The following is a 15,433-nucleotide window of genomic DNA, read 5'->3' on the forward strand; positions in this document are numbered from 1 at the left end:
CATACCCGGTAGGCGGTCGCGCCACCGGGTTTTTTTATAGCCTGCGATCAGAGCAAAAAGCGATACCCGACCCCGGTTTCAGTTAACAGATGGCGCGGGCGCGCGGGATCGGCTTCCAGCTTCTGGCGCAGGTGGCCCATATAAATGCGCAGGTAGTGGCTGTGCTCTACCGCGTTAGGCCCCCAGACCTGATTCAGCAGCTGGCGCTGGGTCAGCACCTTGCCATGATTGTTAAGCAGTATCGCCAGCAGGCGAAATTCAATGGGGGTGAGGTGGATCTCCTCTTCGCCACGCACAATACGGCGCGCCGCCAGATCAACGGTGATATCCGAGAAGCGATAAACGGGATCTGGAGAGGCCGTACTCCCATGACGACGCAGCGCCACACGCAGGCGCGCCTGCAGTTCGCCAATGCCGAACGGCTTGCTGAGATAATCGTCTGCACCGGCATCCAGCGCGGCAATCTTGTCATCCTCTTCTACCCGCGCCGACAAGACGATAATCGGCATCTGGCTCCACTGGCGCACGTCGCGAATAAAATCCAGACCGTCGCCATCCGGCAGGCCGAGATCGAGGATCACCAGATCGGGTTTGCGCGTCGCCGCTTCCAGCAGACCGCGCTGCAGTGTTCCCGCTTCGTAGACGCGCAGACCGTCGGCTTCCAGAGCGGTGCGCAGAAAGCGGCTGATAGCCAGTTCGTCTTCGATTATCAGGACGTTAATCACATATCCTCGGGTAAGTCATTGAGTTCAGGGGGCGGTTCGAGCGGGAGTGTAACACAAAAACGGGCCCCTCCCTCGGGGCGGTTTTGCGCCGTAATTGTCCCGCCATGCACCTCGACTATCGCCTGGCAGATAGCCAGCCCCAGCCCGACGCCAGGAATGGCCGACTCTTTGTTCCCCCGAGCAAACTTATCAAAGATAGCGCGCTCTTGCCCGTCAGGAATGCCCGGTCCGTTATCCCACACCGTTAGCGTAAACCGGTTTTCGGCTGTCCGGGCCTGAATACCGATATCGGCTTTCGGGCCGGCATATTTCACCGCATTTTCCAGCAGATTGATGAGGACCCGTTCAAACAGCGGGCCATCGACGTGGATCAGCGCCAGGGGCTCAGGCAGATCCAGCGCGATATGCCGCCCACCCGAGCCCGGCTCCAGCGTTTTCAGGGCGCTGCCGACTACCTCTTCCAGCGTCAGCCACTCTTTTTTCAGGTTAAAGCCGCCAGACTGGATGCGCGCCATATCCAGCAGATTGTTGACCAGTCGGGTGGTATTCAGGACATGCTGGCGGATCTCACTGGCCTGCGTAGCATGCGGCGACCCCTCAGCCGCCAGGTCGAGGGTCAGAATTTCTGACTGGCCAAACAGCACCGTCAGCGGCGTGCGGAGATCATGCGACAGGGCGGCGAGCAGTGAATTACGAATACTCTCCCGCTCGCTGGCAAGCCTTGCCTGCTCTTCGCTGGTGGTGAGTGCCAGCCGTTCCAGCGCACTGGCGACCAGCAGGGTAAAGGTTTCCAGTAGCCGTTGCTGCTCGGGGATCATCAGCTGGCGCAGATTTGTCGGCTCAACAATGGCCAGCCCCTGAATATTGGCTGCGCTGCGTAACGGTAAAATTTGATACGGCACGCCGGGCAGGGTATCCGTACCGGCACCCGCCGGTAAGCCTTTATCAAAGCTCCAGCGCGCTATCGCCTCGTCCCAGGGCGTCATGCCGGTGGCGGGGGTGAGCGGGCCGAGCTTGCCTTCGGCGTCCGGCAGCAGAATCAGGCTGTGGGCATGAAAGGTAGAGTGAATAAATTGCTGGCTGGTCTGGACGATCTCCAGCGGGGTGCGGCCCACTGCCAGCGCTTTCGACATCTCATACAGGTGGCGGGTGCGCTGTTCACGATAGCGGGCAATCCGCGCCTGGTAGCGTACTCCGGCGGTGAGGTTACCGATGAGCAATCCCACGGCGAGCATTACCGCGAAGGTGAGCACATATTGCACGTCTGAAACCGCCAGCGTGCCGCGTGGCGCAATAAAGAACAGGTCAAAGCTGATGACATTAATCACCGTCGCCAGGACCGACGGCCAGCGCCCATAAAACAGCGCTACCACCACCACTCCCAGTAGATAGATCATGACCAGGTTGGCCGCATCAAAACCGGGCAGCCATTGACTGGTGATAAAGGTAATGAGGGCGCAAAGCAGCACAGCCACCAGACAACCGCGCAGCTGGATGCGCCACTTCTCGTTAAAAGTGCGATTATCGGGCGTTTTGACCAGTAGCGGGGCAGGGGTATCATCCAGCGCCACCACCACCAGATCCAGCTCCGGTGCGCGCTGGGCCAGCTTATCGGCGAAGCTGCTGCGATCGAACCAGCGACGGCGATTGCGACGTCCGAGCACGATTTTGCCGAGGTTATGTTCCCGGGCATAGCGCACAATGGCTTTATCTTCCGCCGGGTCGGTGAGCGTGGCGGTCTCGGCCCCGAGCTCCTGGGCCAGGTGCAAGGCACTAAGAATGGCGCGCCGTTGCTGCTCCGGCAGGCGATGTAGCTGCGGGGTTTCGACGTAGACCGCGTGCCAGACGCTGCCAAGCTTCGCCGCCAGTCGCGCGGCGGTACGTACCAGCTTCTCATTACCCCGGCTATGCCCAATGCACAGCAGGATGGCGTCGCGGGTGTGCCAGACCTTCTCTTCTCCCTGGCGGTCGCGCCAGGCTCGCATCTGATCGTCCACCCTGTCGGCGGTGCGACGCAGCGCCAGTTCGCGCAGGGCGATAAGATTACCTTTACGGAAGAAATGTTCGATGGCGCGCTCGGCCTGACCGGCAATATAGACTTTGCCCTCATGCAGTCGCTGACGCAGATCGTCCGGCGGCAGATCCACCAGCACCACCTCGTCGGCGGCGTCGAAGAAGGGGTCGGGGACCGTCTCACGCACCTGAATGCCGGTGACGCCGCTCACCACGTCATTGAGGCTTTCGAGATGTTGCACGTTGACGGTGGTAAACACATCGATGCCCGCTTCCAGCAGCTCTTCCACATCCTGCCAGCGCTTGGGATGGCGGGATCCGGGCACATTGCTGTGGGCCAGTTCGTCCATCAGGATCAGCGCCGGGCGGCGGGCGAGGGCGGCATCAAGGTCAAACTCCGTGACCGTACGGCCACGGTGCGTGAAATGCCGGGGTGGTTGTGTCGCCAGCCCGGTAAGCAGTGCGGCGGTCTCCTGACGGCCATGGGTTTCAACCACGCCGATCAGGATATCGAGCCCCTGGGCGCGTAAACGCTGCGCTTCCGCCAGCATGGCGAAGGTTTTTCCTACCCCTGCGCAGGCGCCAAAGAAGATTTTTAGCTTACCGCGGTGGGGCGCAGCGGTCTGTTCCAGCAAACGATCCGGATCCGGGCGCAGGGGCTCGTCGGTCATATTAAGGGTTCCTTAGTGCGTCCAGCGCCAGGTTTACTTCAACGATATTCACTATCGGCATGCCCAGGAAGCCGACCAGCGGTTTATGGGTATGCTTTGCCACCAGTTCACTGACCTGGGCAGGGGTTAGCCCGCGGGCCTGCGCGACACGGGGGATCTGCCAGGCGACTGCGCCGGGGGTGAGGCTGTAATCCAGTCCGCTGGCCGAGGCGGTAATCAACTCAACCGGTACCGCCGCCGTCGCTTGTGGATTGGCGGCCCGCAGGGCCGTCACCCGCTCTGTTACTGCGCTGTCCAGCGCCGGGTTACTGCCGGCCAGATTACTGCCCCCGGAGGCCATAGGATTATACGGGCTTTCTGCCGTGGCGGAAGGCCGCCCCTGGAAGTAACCCGCGCCGGTAAAGTTCTGCCCAATCAGCCGCGAACCGCGAACCTCACTCCCCTGGATAATCAAAGAGCCGTTGGCCCGATCATGAAACAGCCACTGCCCCAGCGCGGTGGTCACCAGCGGGTAGAGCCCGCCGGTAATGGCGGCCAGCAAGATAAACAAAAGTATAGCGGGACGTAACATAGCCATTTGAATTACCTCTTAAACCAGTCCGAACACGGTCAGCAGCAGGTCGATCGCTTTAATGCCGATAAAGGGCACCAGTAGTCCACCCAGACCGTAGATCCATAAATTACGACGTAGCATGGCGGCGGCGGTGAGCGGCTTGTAACTCACCCCTTTCAGCGCAAGCGGGATCAGGAAGACGATGATCAGCGCGTTAAAAATCACCGCGCTGAGGATCGCCGATGCGGGGGAGTGCAACTGCATCACATTCAGGGCGTTGAGCTGCGGATAGGTCACCGCAAAGGCCGCCGGGATAATGGCAAAATATTTCGCCACGTCGTTGGCAATACTGAAGGTAGTAAGCGAGCCCCGGGTCATCAGCATCTGTTTACCGATGTGTACCACTTCAATCAGCTTGGTCGGGTTTGAGTCCAGATCGACCATGTTGCCTGCCTCTTTCGCCGCCTGGGTACCTGAGTTCATGGCGACCGCCACGTCCGCCTGGGCCAGCGCTGGCGCATCGTTGGTGCCATCGCCGGTCATTGCCACCAGCCGACCTTCGGCCTGATACTGGCGGATCAACGCCAGCTTCGCCTCGGGGGTGGCTTCAGAGAGAAAATCATCCACCCCGGCTTCAGCCGCGATGGCCGCTGCGGTCAGACGGTTATCACCCGTGATCATCACCGTTTTGATGCCCATCTTACGCAACTGAGCAAAGCGCTCTTTGATGCCGCCTTTAACGATGTCCTTCAGGGCGATGACCCCCAGCACGCTGGCGCCTTCGGCCACCACCAGCGGGGTAGCACCCTCCCTGGCGACGCGCTCTACCAGCGCATCGACTTCAGCAGGAAAGTGGCCGTTATTGGCCGCGATATGGCGGCGAATGGCATCCACTGACCCTTTACGGATCAGGCGATCCTGAATATTGATGCCGCTCATCCGGGTCTGCGCGGTGAAAGGCACGAAGGTAGCCTGCAGGCTCTGTACATCGCGCTGACGCAGATTAAAGCGCTGTTTCGCCAGTACCACGATGCTGCGGCCTTCTGGCGTCTCATCCGCCAGCGAGGCGAGCTGCGCTGCGTCGGCCAGGGTCTTCTCCTCAACGCCGGGCGCGGGCAGAAAGTCAGACGCCTGGCGATTACCCAGCGTAATAGTGCCGGTTTTATCCAGCAGTAATACGTCCACGTCGCCCGCCGCTTCGACCGCGCGGCCGCTGGTGGCGATAACGTTGGCCCCCAGCATCCGGCTCATCCCCGCTACGCCGATGGCGGAGAGCAGCCCGCCGATGGTGGTGGGGATCAGGCAGACCAGCAACGCCACCAGCACCGTCACGCTCACAGGCGTGCCGCCGTAAGCCGAGAACGGCCACAGGGTGGCTGTCGCCAGCAGGAAGACCAACGTCAGGGCCACCAGCAGAATGGTCAGGGCAATTTCGTTAGGCGTCTTGCGGCGCTGGGCCCCTTCGACCATGGCGATCATCCGATCAAGAAAGGTTTCACCAGGGTTAACGCTGCACTGAATCACCAGCCAGTCCGAGAGAATACGCGTGCCGCCCGTTACGGAGGCAAAATCCCCGCCGGATTCACGGATCACCGGGGCCGATTCACCGGTGATGGCGCTCTCGTCCACCGAGGCGCCGCCTTCGATCACCTCCCCATCGCACGGAATGATATCGCCGGCTTCCACCAGGACAATATCCCCTTTGCGCAGGGTCTCTGCCGGAACTTTATCGCTGGCGGCGCCGTACTTCGGCTCACGCAGTTTGCGGGCAAAGGAGGTTTTCTTTACCCCCTTCAGGCTATTGGCCTGGGCTTTACTCCGCCCTTCGGCCAGCGCTTCGGCAAAGTTGGCAAACAGGACGGTAAACCATAGCCACAGGCTGATGGCTGCGGTGAACAGCGCATTGCCCGGCAGTTTTCCCCCCGCCATCGCGATGGCAAGCAGGGTAGTGAGCAGGCTGCCAATCCAGACGATAAACATCACCGGGTTGTGCCACTGCACGCGCGGACTCAGTTTTTTTACCGCATCCAGCAGCGCCTGGCGAACCAGCGAGGGTTCGAGCAGGGCCAGTTGCTTACGACTCATGACTAATACTCCGCAAAATCAGCGTAAAGAGAGATGTTCCGCGACCGGGCCTAATGCGAGGGCGGGAATAAAGGTCAGCGCACCCACCAGCAGTACCGTGCCGATCAGCAGGCCGATAAACAGCGGGCCGCTGGTGGGCAGCGTACCGGTAGAGGCAGGCTGGATTTTTTTATTGACCAGAGCACCGGCAATCGCCATCACCGGAATAATCACCCCAAAGCGTCCCAGCAACATGCAGGCCGCCAGCAGGCAGTTCCAGAATGGCGTGTTCGCACTTAAACCGGCAAAGGCGCTACCGTTGTTATTGGCTGCGGAAGAGACCGCGTAGAGCACCTCGCTAAAACCGTGGATGCCGGGATTAAAGATGCCGCTGCGTCCTGCGTCGGTCATCAGCGCCAGGGCGGTACCGAGCAGCACCAGCGCGGGGGTGACCAGAATAGCCAGCGCGGTCAGCTTCATTTCGCGCACGTCAATTTTCTTACCCAGATATTCCGGTGTGCGGCCAATCATCAGCCCGGCGATAAACACCGCCAGCAGGACGAACAGCAGCATGCCGTACAGGCCAGAACCCACCCCGCCGAAGACCACTTCCCCAATCTGCATCAGCCACAGCGGGATCATCCCGCCCAGCGCGGTAAAGGAGTCGTGCATGGCATTCACCGCCCCGCAGGAGGCCGCCGTGGTTACCACCGCGTACAGGCTGCTGGCCAGAATGCCGAAGCGGCTCTCTTTGCCCTCCATGTTGATTGCGCTATCCGCGCCAAGAGCCAGGAAGTGGCTGTTGCCCTGCCACTCGGCCCACATGACCAGCCCGGCGCACACCACGAAGATCGCCGACATCGCCCACAGGATCGCCTGACCCTGACGGCGATCGCGAACGGCCTCACCAAAGGCAAAGCACAGCGCAGTCGGAATTAAAAAGATCGCCAGCATCTGGATGAAATTGGTCAGCGCAGTAGGGTTTTCGAAAGGGTGAGAGGAGTTCGCGTTAAAGAAACCGCCGCCGTTGGTGCCCAGCATTTTTATCGCCTCCTGAGAAGCAACCGGTCCCATTGGCAGCAGCTGTTTTGCCCCTTCCAGCGAGGTGTAAGGCTGGTAAGCGTGCAGGTTTTGCAGCGTCCCTTGCTGGATCAAGAACAGCGCCAACAACAGCGAGATCGGCAACAGCACCCACAGCGTAATCCGGGTGAGATCCACCCAGGCGTTGCCCAGCGTCGACACGCTTTGACGGGCAAAGGCGCGGGTCAGGGCGAAAATGACCGCAATGCCGCTGGCGGCAGAGAGGAAGTTTTGCACCGTCAGACCAGCCATCTGGCTGAAGTAGCTCAGCGTTGACTCCCCGGCATACGACTGCCAGTTGGTGTTACTGACGAAGCTCACCGCCGTATTTAGCGCGAGATGCCAGGAGAGGCCGGGCAACTGCTGAGGGTTAAACGGCAGGGCGCCCTGTAGCATCAGCATGGCAAACAACACGACCAATCCCACCAGGTTCAGCAGCAGAATTGCCGCCAGATAGCGCCGCCAGCTCATCTCCTCACAGGCAATACCTAAGCCGCGCAGCAGGGCGCTATCCAGCCGCGCGATAGCTGGCAGCGGGGTGCCGGTAATCATGCGGGCAAGTAGCGAACCCAGCGGCTTTGCCAGCACGAACAGGACCAGCAGAAAGCTGGCAATCAGCAGAAATCCTTGCGCGGCCATCAGAATGCCTCCGCATTAATCAGGGCATAAACCAGGTAAGCCAGTAACAGGAACACCAGCACGATGCCGGTAATCACACCTGCAGTCACAATTCACCTCCGGGTGACGTTGATATTGATGAAAAAGGTAAGATTTCCGGCGCAAAGATTTCGTAAAAAAGCGGGGGGCAGGGTGTAAAAAAAGTATAAAAATAGCCAAAACCACAATTTAACTAATGATTAGTATTAATTTAACTTTTTTGTAACTCGCTTACGAAAGAAGTGTAAATATTCACTAAATGAATAAAAAAGAGTGGTCGGATGAGTAGTAAACTTTCAGTCAACGCGGTACTATTTTACCCAGATAACCTGTTTAACTTTTCCGGAGCATGTTTCCGGCCAACTTAGGGGAGAGAATAATGGATCACTACAAAGAGTTTCCGGCACATATCGTATTATTACGCCGCGCTTTCGCCGTGGTGGCTGGCATCCTGGCGCTGCCGGTGATGTTGTTCTGGAAAGATCGTGCCCGTTTTTACAGCTATCTGCACCGCGTCTGGGCTAAAACCAGCGATAAACCGGTCTGGATGGCGCAGGCGGAAAAAGCCACCTGCGATTTTTACTAATAAGAAAGACGATACACAGCAATAAACCCGCCGCCACAGTAATGTGGCGGTTTTTTTATGTCCGCAGGATGGGCAATCAGAGAAGATCGCTTCATTTCAGAATGGCTACAATTGTTAATGCGAAGTATTCTGAATCGCTCAACTCTGTTACGGACGAACACTCTGGAGTTTTATGCCCATCCATCTGGTCTGGTTTCGCGCCGATCTGCGCATCCATGACAACCTGGCGCTTGCCGCCGCCTGTCGGAACAAAAATGCACGCGTACTGGCGCTCTTCCTGGCGACACCCGGTCAATGGCAGCGTCACCTTATGGCGCCGCGCCAGGCGGCTTACCTTCATGCGCATTTAAATAATCTGCGTCAACAACTGGCCGAAAAAGGCATTCCGCTTCTTTATGATGAGGTTGATGACTTTGCCGCCCAGGCTGAAAAAGTGGCGCAAATCTGTGCCGAACATGAGGTAACGGATCTCTTTTACAATTATCAGTACGAAGTGAACGAGCAGCAGCGCGATCGGGCGCTTGAGCGATCGCTGCAGCAGGTAACGTGTCAGGGTTTTGATGACAGCGTGATCCTGCCACCCGGCAGCGTGATGACGGGCAATCATGAGATGTACAAGGTCTTTACGCCGTTCAAAAACGCCTGGCTACGTCGCCTGAAGGAGGGCATGCCGGAGTGCGCATCGGCGCCCACCCCGCGGGGAGAGGAAGCGATGCCTGCGCACGCCTCGCCGCTCGATTTCGATTATCCTCAACAGCCCTTTGATGCCGGGCTCTTCCCCCCCACGGAAAAAGAGGCCATTGCCCATCTGCGCCATTTTTGCAAGGAGGGGGCAGGGGAGTATGAAGCTCAGCGCGATTTCCCGGCCATCGAAGGAACCAGCCGTCTTTCCGCTTGCCTGGCCCTCGGGGTGTTATCGCCGCGCCAGTGTCTGCATCGCCTGGTGGCCGAACAGCCCAGGGCGCTGGAGGGGGGGCCGGGTGCGGTCTGGCTCAATGAACTTATCTGGCGTGAATTTTATCGTCATCTGATGACGTATCACCCTGATTTATGTAAACATCGGCCATTCATCCGCTGGACAGAACAGGTCGCCTGGCAGCACGATGAAAAGCAGCTTCATGCCTGGCAACAGGGGCAAACCGGCTATCCCATCGTCGATGCGGCCATGCGTCAGCTCAATGAAACGGGCTGGATGCACAACCGTCTGCGCATGATTACCGCCAGTTTTCTGGTAAAGGATCTGCTTATCGACTGGCGTATTGGGGAGCGTTATTTTATGTCTCAGTTGATTGATGGCGATCTGGCCGCCAATAACGGCGGCTGGCAGTGGGCCGCCTCAACCGGCACCGATGCGGCTCCCTATTTTCGCATTTTTAACCCGACAACCCAGGGGCAGAAGTTTGATGCCGACGGCGCGTTTATCCGCCGTTGGCTGCCGGAGCTGGCAAGTTTGCCAGACAAGGCGATTCACGACCCGTGGATCTGGGCGGATAAACAAGGGGTGACCCTCGACTATCCGCGTCCGGTTGTCGACCATAAACAGGCGCGCGCCGCCACCCTGGCAGCCTATGAAGCTGCCCGTAAAGCGTAAGAGAGTGATGATGAAGAACAGCGAACTGGAAAGCCTGATTAACGACAAACTCAACAGCGCCAAATTTAGCGACTACGGCCCTAATGGTCTGCAGGTCGAAGGGCGCGAACAGGTACAGAAAATTATTACCGGCGTGACCGCCAGCCAGGCGCTGCTGGATGAGGCCGTGCGCCAGAATGCGGATGCGGTGATCGTGCATCATGGTTATTTCTGGAAAAACGAAGCGCCGATTATCCGCGGCATGAAGCGTAACCGTTTAAAAACGCTGCTGGCCAACGATATCAACCTGTACGGCTGGCACCTGCCGCTCGATGCCCACCCGGAGCTGGGCAACAACGTCCAGCTGGCACAGCTACTGGGCATTACGGTGATGGGCGAAATTGAAGAGCTGCTGCCCTGGGGCGAGCTGGCGATGCCGGTACCGGGTCTGGAGCTGGCCTCCTGGATTGAAGCGCGTCTGGGACGTCGCCCGCTCTGGAGTGGTGATACCGGGCCGGATCTGGTGAAACGCGTCGCCTGGTGCACCGGCGGCGGACAGGGCTTTATCGACAACGCGGCCCGTTTCGGGGTGGATGCGTTTATCACCGGTGAAGTTTCGGAGCAGACTATCCACTCTGCCCGCGAGCAGGGGCTGCATTTTTATGCCGCAGGACACCACGCCACCGAACGCGGCGGTATCCGTGCGCTCAGCGAGTGGCTGACTGAAAATACTGACCTGGATGTCACTTTTATTGATATCCCTAACCCAGCCTGATGAGAGGTGCTTAAGTGCAGCGAGCGCGTTGTTATCTGTTAGGCGAGACCGCCGTGGTGCTGGAGCTGGAACCTTCCGTCACCCTGGCGACGCAAAAAAGGATCTGGCGTTTAACCCAGCGGCTCGGGGAAATTCCGGAGGTGGTGGAAGCGATCCCCGGTATGAATAACATCACCGTGGTATTACGCAACCCACACTCGGTGGCGCTGGACGCCATTGAACGGCTGCAACGCTGGTGGGAAGAGAGCGAGGCGCTGGAGCCTGAGTCGCGCGCTATCGAGATCCCGGTGGTCTACGGCAAAAGCGCCGGGCCCGATCTCGGTGAAGTGGCCCGTCATGCGGGGTTGTCGGAGAAACAGGTTGTCGAGCTTCACGCATCAGTCGATTACGTGGTCTGGTTCCTGGGCTTCCAGCCGGGATTCCCCTATCTGGGAGGTTTGCCAGAAAAGCTGACCACGCCACGTCGCGACGAACCCCGTCTGCAGGTGCCTGCCGGTTCCGTGGGCATTGGCGGCGCGCAGACCGGAATTTATCCGCTCGCGTCCCCCGGCGGCTGGCAACTGATTGGGCATACCTCGCTGCCGCTGTTTGATCCGCGTCTGGATGAGCCGGTCCTGCTGCGTCCTGGCGATACCGTGCGCTTTGTCCCGCAAAAGGAGGGGGTATGTTAAAGGTTATTCGTGCCGGGCTATACACCTCCGTGCAGGATGGCGGGCGGATTGGCTTACGCCAGTCGGGCATCAGTTATTGTGGCGCGCTGGACAAACCGGCATTGCAGATTGCCAACCTGCTGGTGGGCAACGCACCCGACGCCGCCGCGCTGGAGATCACGCTCGGCCAGTGCTGTTTTGAATTTGAACAGGACGGCTGGTTTGCCCTGACGGGGGCAGGCTGTGATGCGAAGCTCGACGACGCGGCGGTCTGGACGGGATGGCGTCTGCCGGTGAAAGCCGGGCAGCGGTTGACCCTGAAGCGCCCTGTACACGGTATGCGCAGCTATCTGGCCATTGCCGGGGGCATTGACGTTCCGCAGGTGATGGACTCCTACAGTACCGATCTCAAAATCGGTATGGGCGGTTTTGAAGGCCGGCTGCTAAAAGATGGCGATTGCCTGCCGATTTGCCCGGGCGGCCACCCATTTATGGAGGCGCAGGGGGTAAAACAACTGCTCTGGAATAACCGTGTGCGCGCGTTGCCGGGCCCGGAATATCATGAGTTCGATCAGGCCTCGCAGGATGCGCTCTGGCGCTTGCCTTGGCAGCTCAGTCCGCAAAGTAACCGTATGGGCTACCGCCTGCAGGGGCAGAAACTGCAGCGCACCACCGACCGTGAAATGGTGTCGCATGGCCTGCTGCCGGGGGTGATCCAGGTGCCGCATAACGGTCAGCCGATCATACTAATGAACGATGCCCAGACCACCGGCGGTTATCCACGCATCGCCTGCATTATTGAAGCTGATATGTATCATCTGGCGCAGATCCCGCTGGGACAGCCGATTCACTTTGTGCCCTGTACCCTGGAAGAGGCGCTGGAAGCGCGACGTGTACAGAAGCAGTATCTCGAACAGCTGGCATGGAGGTTACATGAGCGTGATTGATTTAAACGCCGATTTAGGCGAGGGGTGCGGCAGCGATGCCGCCCTGCTGCAGCTCGTTTCGTCCGCCAATATCGCCTGCGGTTTTCACGCCGGGGATGCCGAAACCATGCTCACCTGCGTGCGTGAAGCGCTGAAAAATGGCGTAGCCATCGGGGCGCATCCCAGCTTCCCGGATCGGGAAAATTTTGGCCGCACGGCAATGACCCTGCCGCCGGAGACCGTCTACGCCCAGGTGTTGTATCAGATTGGTGCCCTGGCGGGGATGGTACGCGCAGAAGGGGGGCAGCTACGCCACGTCAAACCCCACGGTATGCTCTATAACCAGGCGGCTAAAGAGCCGATGCTGGCTGACGCTATCGCCCGTGCGGTGCACGCCGCCGATCCCGCGCTGATCCTTGTCGGTCTGGCCGGGAGCGAGCTGATCCGTGCCGGGGAGCGTTACGGGCTGGTGACGCGGGAAGAGGTCTTTGCCGACAGGGGCTATCAGGCGGACGGTAGCCTGGTGCCGCGAGGCCTGCCAGGCGCGCTGATCGTCGACGAGCAGCAGTCGCTGGCGCAGACCCTGGAGATGGTGCAACACGGTCGGGTGAAAAGTATTACCGGCGAGTGGGCGACGGTGAAGGCGCAAAGCGTGTGCATTCACGGTGACGGTGACCATGCCCTGGAATTTGCCCGACGCCTGCGCAGTGAATTTGCCGCACAACAGATAAAAATTAGCGCGTAGCGCACTTAAAACACAACACAACCAACAGGAACGTCATCATGGCAGAGACGCTAAACCTCTGGCCACTCATCGGTATCGCGGTGATTGTGGTCGGATTTCTTTTACGCTTTAACCCGGTGCTGGTGGTCATTGTCGCCGGGATCGTGACGGGGCTGGCGGCGCAGATGCCGATTGCAACCATCCTCGAAAAATTGGGCGAAGGGTTCCTCAACACCCGTAACCTGCCTTATATCCTGCTGATCCCGCTGGCGGTGATCGGCCTGCTTGAGCGTCACGGGCTGAAAGAGCGCGCCCAGGCGTGGATCGCGAAGATCCGCAGCGCCACCTCGGGCCGCCTGCTGATCGTCTACCTCTTTGTGCGCGAAGCCTCTGCCGCGATGGGATTGACCAGCCTTGGCGGTCATCCACAAATGGTGCGACCGCTGCTGGCGCCGATGGCGGAAGGGGCGGCTGAGCAGAAGTACGGCGAGCTGCCGGGTGCCGTGCGTTATCGTCTGCGCGCCATGTCGGCCGCGACTGACAACGTCGGGCTGTTCTTCGGAGAAGACATTTTTGTCGCCTTCGGGGCCATCATCTTTATGCACAACTTTATGCTGGAGTCCGGAGGGATTCAGACCGAGCCGCTGCACATTGCTTTGTGGGGGATCCCGACCGCGATCTGCGCCTTTGTGATCCATGCCACCCGTCTGTGGCGCCTGGATAAACACCTTGAGCGCGAGCTGGCAAAAACCCTCCGCACGCCGGGAGGTGCCGAATGAATTTCCAGCAAAGCTATCTTTACTGGCTTGCCGGCCTGGTGCTGATTATCGTCGCCTTGATGTCATTTCGCGATAAAGCCAACCCACGCCGTATCACTACCGGGCTGTTCTGGGGCATCTATGGCCTGATGTTCCTGCTCGGTGACTGGACCTATCAACTGGTGGGCGACAAACGCACGGTGCACATCGCCGTGGGGGCAGCGGTGGTGGCGCTGGCGCTGATTGCCGGCTTCGGCGGCGTGCGTCTGGGAAGCTATCATCAGCGTAAACCAGAAGAGCGTGAAGCCAGCGCCAAACGACTCGGCAACCGGCTCTTCTATCCGGCACTGGCGATCCCGGTGGTGACGGTGGTAGGCGTGCTGATGTTTAACCATATTCCGGGCCTTCAGGAAGCGCTGTTCGGGCCTGGCAACCACTCCACGCTGGTAACGCTCTTCTCGATGACCGTCGGTTCGCTGATTGGCCTGGGCATGGCGGTTAAAATGACCCATGAGAAGGTGCATCAGCCGATTCAGGAGGCACGCCGCCTACTGGACTCCATCGGCTGGGCCTTTATTCTGCCGCAAATCCTCGCCACGCTGGGGCTGCTGTTCACCGCGGCGGGCGTCGGGGAGGGGATCTCCTGGCTCACCCAGACCTATCTGGCTGTCGATAGCCGCTTTATCGCCGTGGCGGTCTACGCCATCGGGATGGCGCTGCTGACCATGGTCATGGGCAACGCTTTTGCCGCCTTCCCGATCGTGACGGCAGGGATTGGTATTCCGATCCTGGTACTGCAGCACGGCGGTAACCCGGCGGTAATGGCGGCGATCGGGATGTTCTCTGGCTACTGCGGCACTCTGATGACGCCGATGGCGGCAAACTTCAATATCGTGCCGGCGGCGCTGCTGGAGTTGCCAGATAAAAATGCGGTAATTAAGGCGCAGGTGCCGACAGGCGTGCTGTTGCTGATTGCCAACGTTTTCTTACTCTACTTCCTGATGTTCTTGTAAGGAGAGACGATGCAAACCGTATTAGTGACCGGTTTCGAACCCTTTGGCGGCGAGACCGTAAACCCTTCCTGGGAAGTGGTAAAACAGCTTGAAGGGATGACCATTGAGCACTGTCGCGTGGTGACGCGGCAGTTGCCGTGCGTGTTTGGCGAGTCGCTGGCGGTGCTGAATGCGGCCATTGATGAACTGCAACCGTCGGTGATTCTGGCGATAGGGCAGGCGGGCGGCCGCGTGGACATTACCGTAGAACGGGTGGCGATTAACGTCGATGACGCGCGCATTCCGGATAATAAAGGTCAGCAGCCCGTTGACGTGGCGATTGTGCCAGACGGCCCGGCGGCATGGTTTAGTTCTCTGCCAATCAAAGCGATGGTGGCTGCCCTGCGTGAGGCAGGCGTTCCTGCTTCGGTTTCCCAGACGGCGGGCACTTTCGTCTGTAATCATGTGATGTACGGCCTGCTGAATACTATCGCTAAGCGGCCCGGCGTGAAGGGCGGGTTTATCCACATCCCTTATCTGCCGGAACAGGCCGCCGCCCATATAGGGGCTCCGAGCATGGCGGCACACACGGTACAGCGAGGCCTTGAGGTTGCCATTGCGGTGGCTATTCGCCAGCAGGTTGACAGTAAAATTACCGGCGGTGCGACACATTAACTAAGGACGATATT

General features: G+C 59.3%; 15 protein-coding genes. 9 read left to right on the plus strand and 6 right to left on the minus strand.

The window, feature by feature from the left end; translation table 11 throughout:
• Positions 1 to 47: 47 nt before the first annotated feature.
• From kdpE to kdpF, 6 genes are read right to left on the minus strand one after another with little or no spacing between them, the layout of a single operon-like run.
• Positions 48 to 725, minus strand: coding sequence for a two-component system response regulator KdpE (gene kdpE / locus WFN75_RS02165; RefSeq protein WP_046886584.1), 678 nt, complete (start codon positions 723 to 725; stop codon positions 48 to 50).
• Complete coding sequence (gene kdpD / locus WFN75_RS02170) at positions 722 to 3,409, minus strand: two-component system sensor histidine kinase KdpD (RefSeq protein WP_325946487.1); 2,688 nt, start codon at positions 3,407 to 3,409, stop codon at positions 722 to 724. The genes kdpE and kdpD overlap by 4 nt, the downstream gene beginning before the upstream one ends.
• Position 3,410: 1 nt before the next feature.
• Complete coding sequence (gene kdpC, locus WFN75_RS02175) at positions 3,411 to 3,986, minus strand: potassium-transporting ATPase subunit KdpC (RefSeq protein ID WP_336995553.1); 576 nt, start codon at positions 3,984 to 3,986, stop codon at positions 3,411 to 3,413.
• Between the two features lie 12 nt (positions 3,987 to 3,998).
• Positions 3,999 to 6,047, minus strand: coding sequence for a potassium-transporting ATPase subunit KdpB (gene kdpB, locus WFN75_RS02180; protein WP_212476849.1), 2,049 nt, complete (start codon positions 6,045 to 6,047; stop codon positions 3,999 to 4,001).
• An 18-nt stretch (positions 6,048 to 6,065) separates the two neighbouring features.
• The gene (kdpA, locus tag WFN75_RS02185) at positions 6,066 to 7,745 is read right to left on the minus strand and encodes a potassium-transporting ATPase subunit KdpA (protein WP_336995554.1); all 1,680 of its coding nucleotides are present in this window, start codon (positions 7,743 to 7,745) and stop codon (positions 6,066 to 6,068) included.
• Complete coding sequence (gene kdpF, locus WFN75_RS02190) at positions 7,745 to 7,834, minus strand: K(+)-transporting ATPase subunit F (RefSeq protein ID WP_080346643.1); 90 nt, start codon at positions 7,832 to 7,834, stop codon at positions 7,745 to 7,747. Before kdpF ends, kdpA begins: the two co-directional genes overlap by 1 nt.
• A 308-nt stretch (positions 7,835 to 8,142) precedes the next feature.
• Here kdpF and WFN75_RS02195 point away from each other — a divergent pair, with 308 nt between their 5' ends.
• The 9 genes from WFN75_RS02195 to pcp all read left to right on the plus strand — a co-directional run bounded on the left by WFN75_RS02195 (position 8,143) and on the right by pcp (position 15,419).
• The gene (locus tag WFN75_RS02195) at positions 8,143 to 8,349 is read left to right on the plus strand and encodes a YbfA family protein (RefSeq protein ID WP_046886579.1); all 207 of its coding nucleotides are present in this window, start codon (positions 8,143 to 8,145) and stop codon (positions 8,347 to 8,349) included.
• A gap of 172 nt (positions 8,350 to 8,521) precedes the next feature.
• Positions 8,522 to 9,940, plus strand: coding sequence for a deoxyribodipyrimidine photo-lyase (phrB, locus tag WFN75_RS02200; protein WP_336995555.1), 1,419 nt, complete (start codon positions 8,522 to 8,524; stop codon positions 9,938 to 9,940).
• Between the two features lie 10 nt (positions 9,941 to 9,950).
• Positions 9,951 to 10,694: a type 2 GTP cyclohydrolase I gene (locus WFN75_RS02205; RefSeq protein ID WP_046886577.1), complete on the plus strand. Its 744-nt coding sequence runs from the start codon at positions 9,951 to 9,953 to the stop codon at positions 10,692 to 10,694.
• Between the two features lie 14 nt (positions 10,695 to 10,708).
• Entirely contained in the window at positions 10,709 to 11,365 is a 657-nt protein-coding gene (gene pxpB / locus WFN75_RS02210) for a 5-oxoprolinase subunit PxpB (protein ID WP_336995556.1), read from the plus strand.
• Complete coding sequence (pxpC, locus tag WFN75_RS02215) at positions 11,359 to 12,291, plus strand: 5-oxoprolinase subunit PxpC (RefSeq protein ID WP_040076538.1); 933 nt, start codon at positions 11,359 to 11,361, stop codon at positions 12,289 to 12,291. Before pxpB ends, pxpC begins: the two co-directional genes overlap by 7 nt.
• Positions 12,278 to 13,015 (plus strand): 5-oxoprolinase subunit PxpA, encoded by a 738-nt coding sequence (gene pxpA, locus WFN75_RS02220; protein ID WP_336995557.1) that lies wholly within the window; start codon positions 12,278 to 12,280, stop codon positions 13,013 to 13,015. Before pxpC ends, pxpA begins: the two co-directional genes overlap by 14 nt.
• A 38-nt stretch (positions 13,016 to 13,053) precedes the next feature.
• Entirely contained in the window at positions 13,054 to 13,773 is a 720-nt protein-coding gene (locus WFN75_RS02225) for a DUF969 domain-containing protein (protein ID WP_040076536.1), read from the plus strand.
• Positions 13,770 to 14,765, plus strand: a complete 996-nt coding sequence (locus WFN75_RS02230; protein WP_046886575.1) for a DUF979 domain-containing protein — start codon at positions 13,770 to 13,772, stop codon at positions 14,763 to 14,765. Before WFN75_RS02225 ends, WFN75_RS02230 begins: the two co-directional genes overlap by 4 nt.
• Positions 14,766 to 14,774: 9 nt before the next feature.
• Positions 14,775 to 15,419 carry a pyroglutamyl-peptidase I gene (gene pcp / locus WFN75_RS02235; RefSeq protein ID WP_207293244.1) on the plus strand — a complete coding sequence of 215 codons (645 nt, stop codon included), beginning with the start codon at positions 14,775 to 14,777 and terminating at the stop codon, positions 15,417 to 15,419.
• Positions 15,420 to 15,433 lie beyond the last annotated feature (14 nt).

This window comes from Leclercia sp. UBA7405, from assembly GCF_037152215.1.
Taxonomy (GTDB): domain Bacteria; phylum Pseudomonadota; class Gammaproteobacteria; order Enterobacterales; family Enterobacteriaceae; genus Enterobacter; species Enterobacter pneumoniae.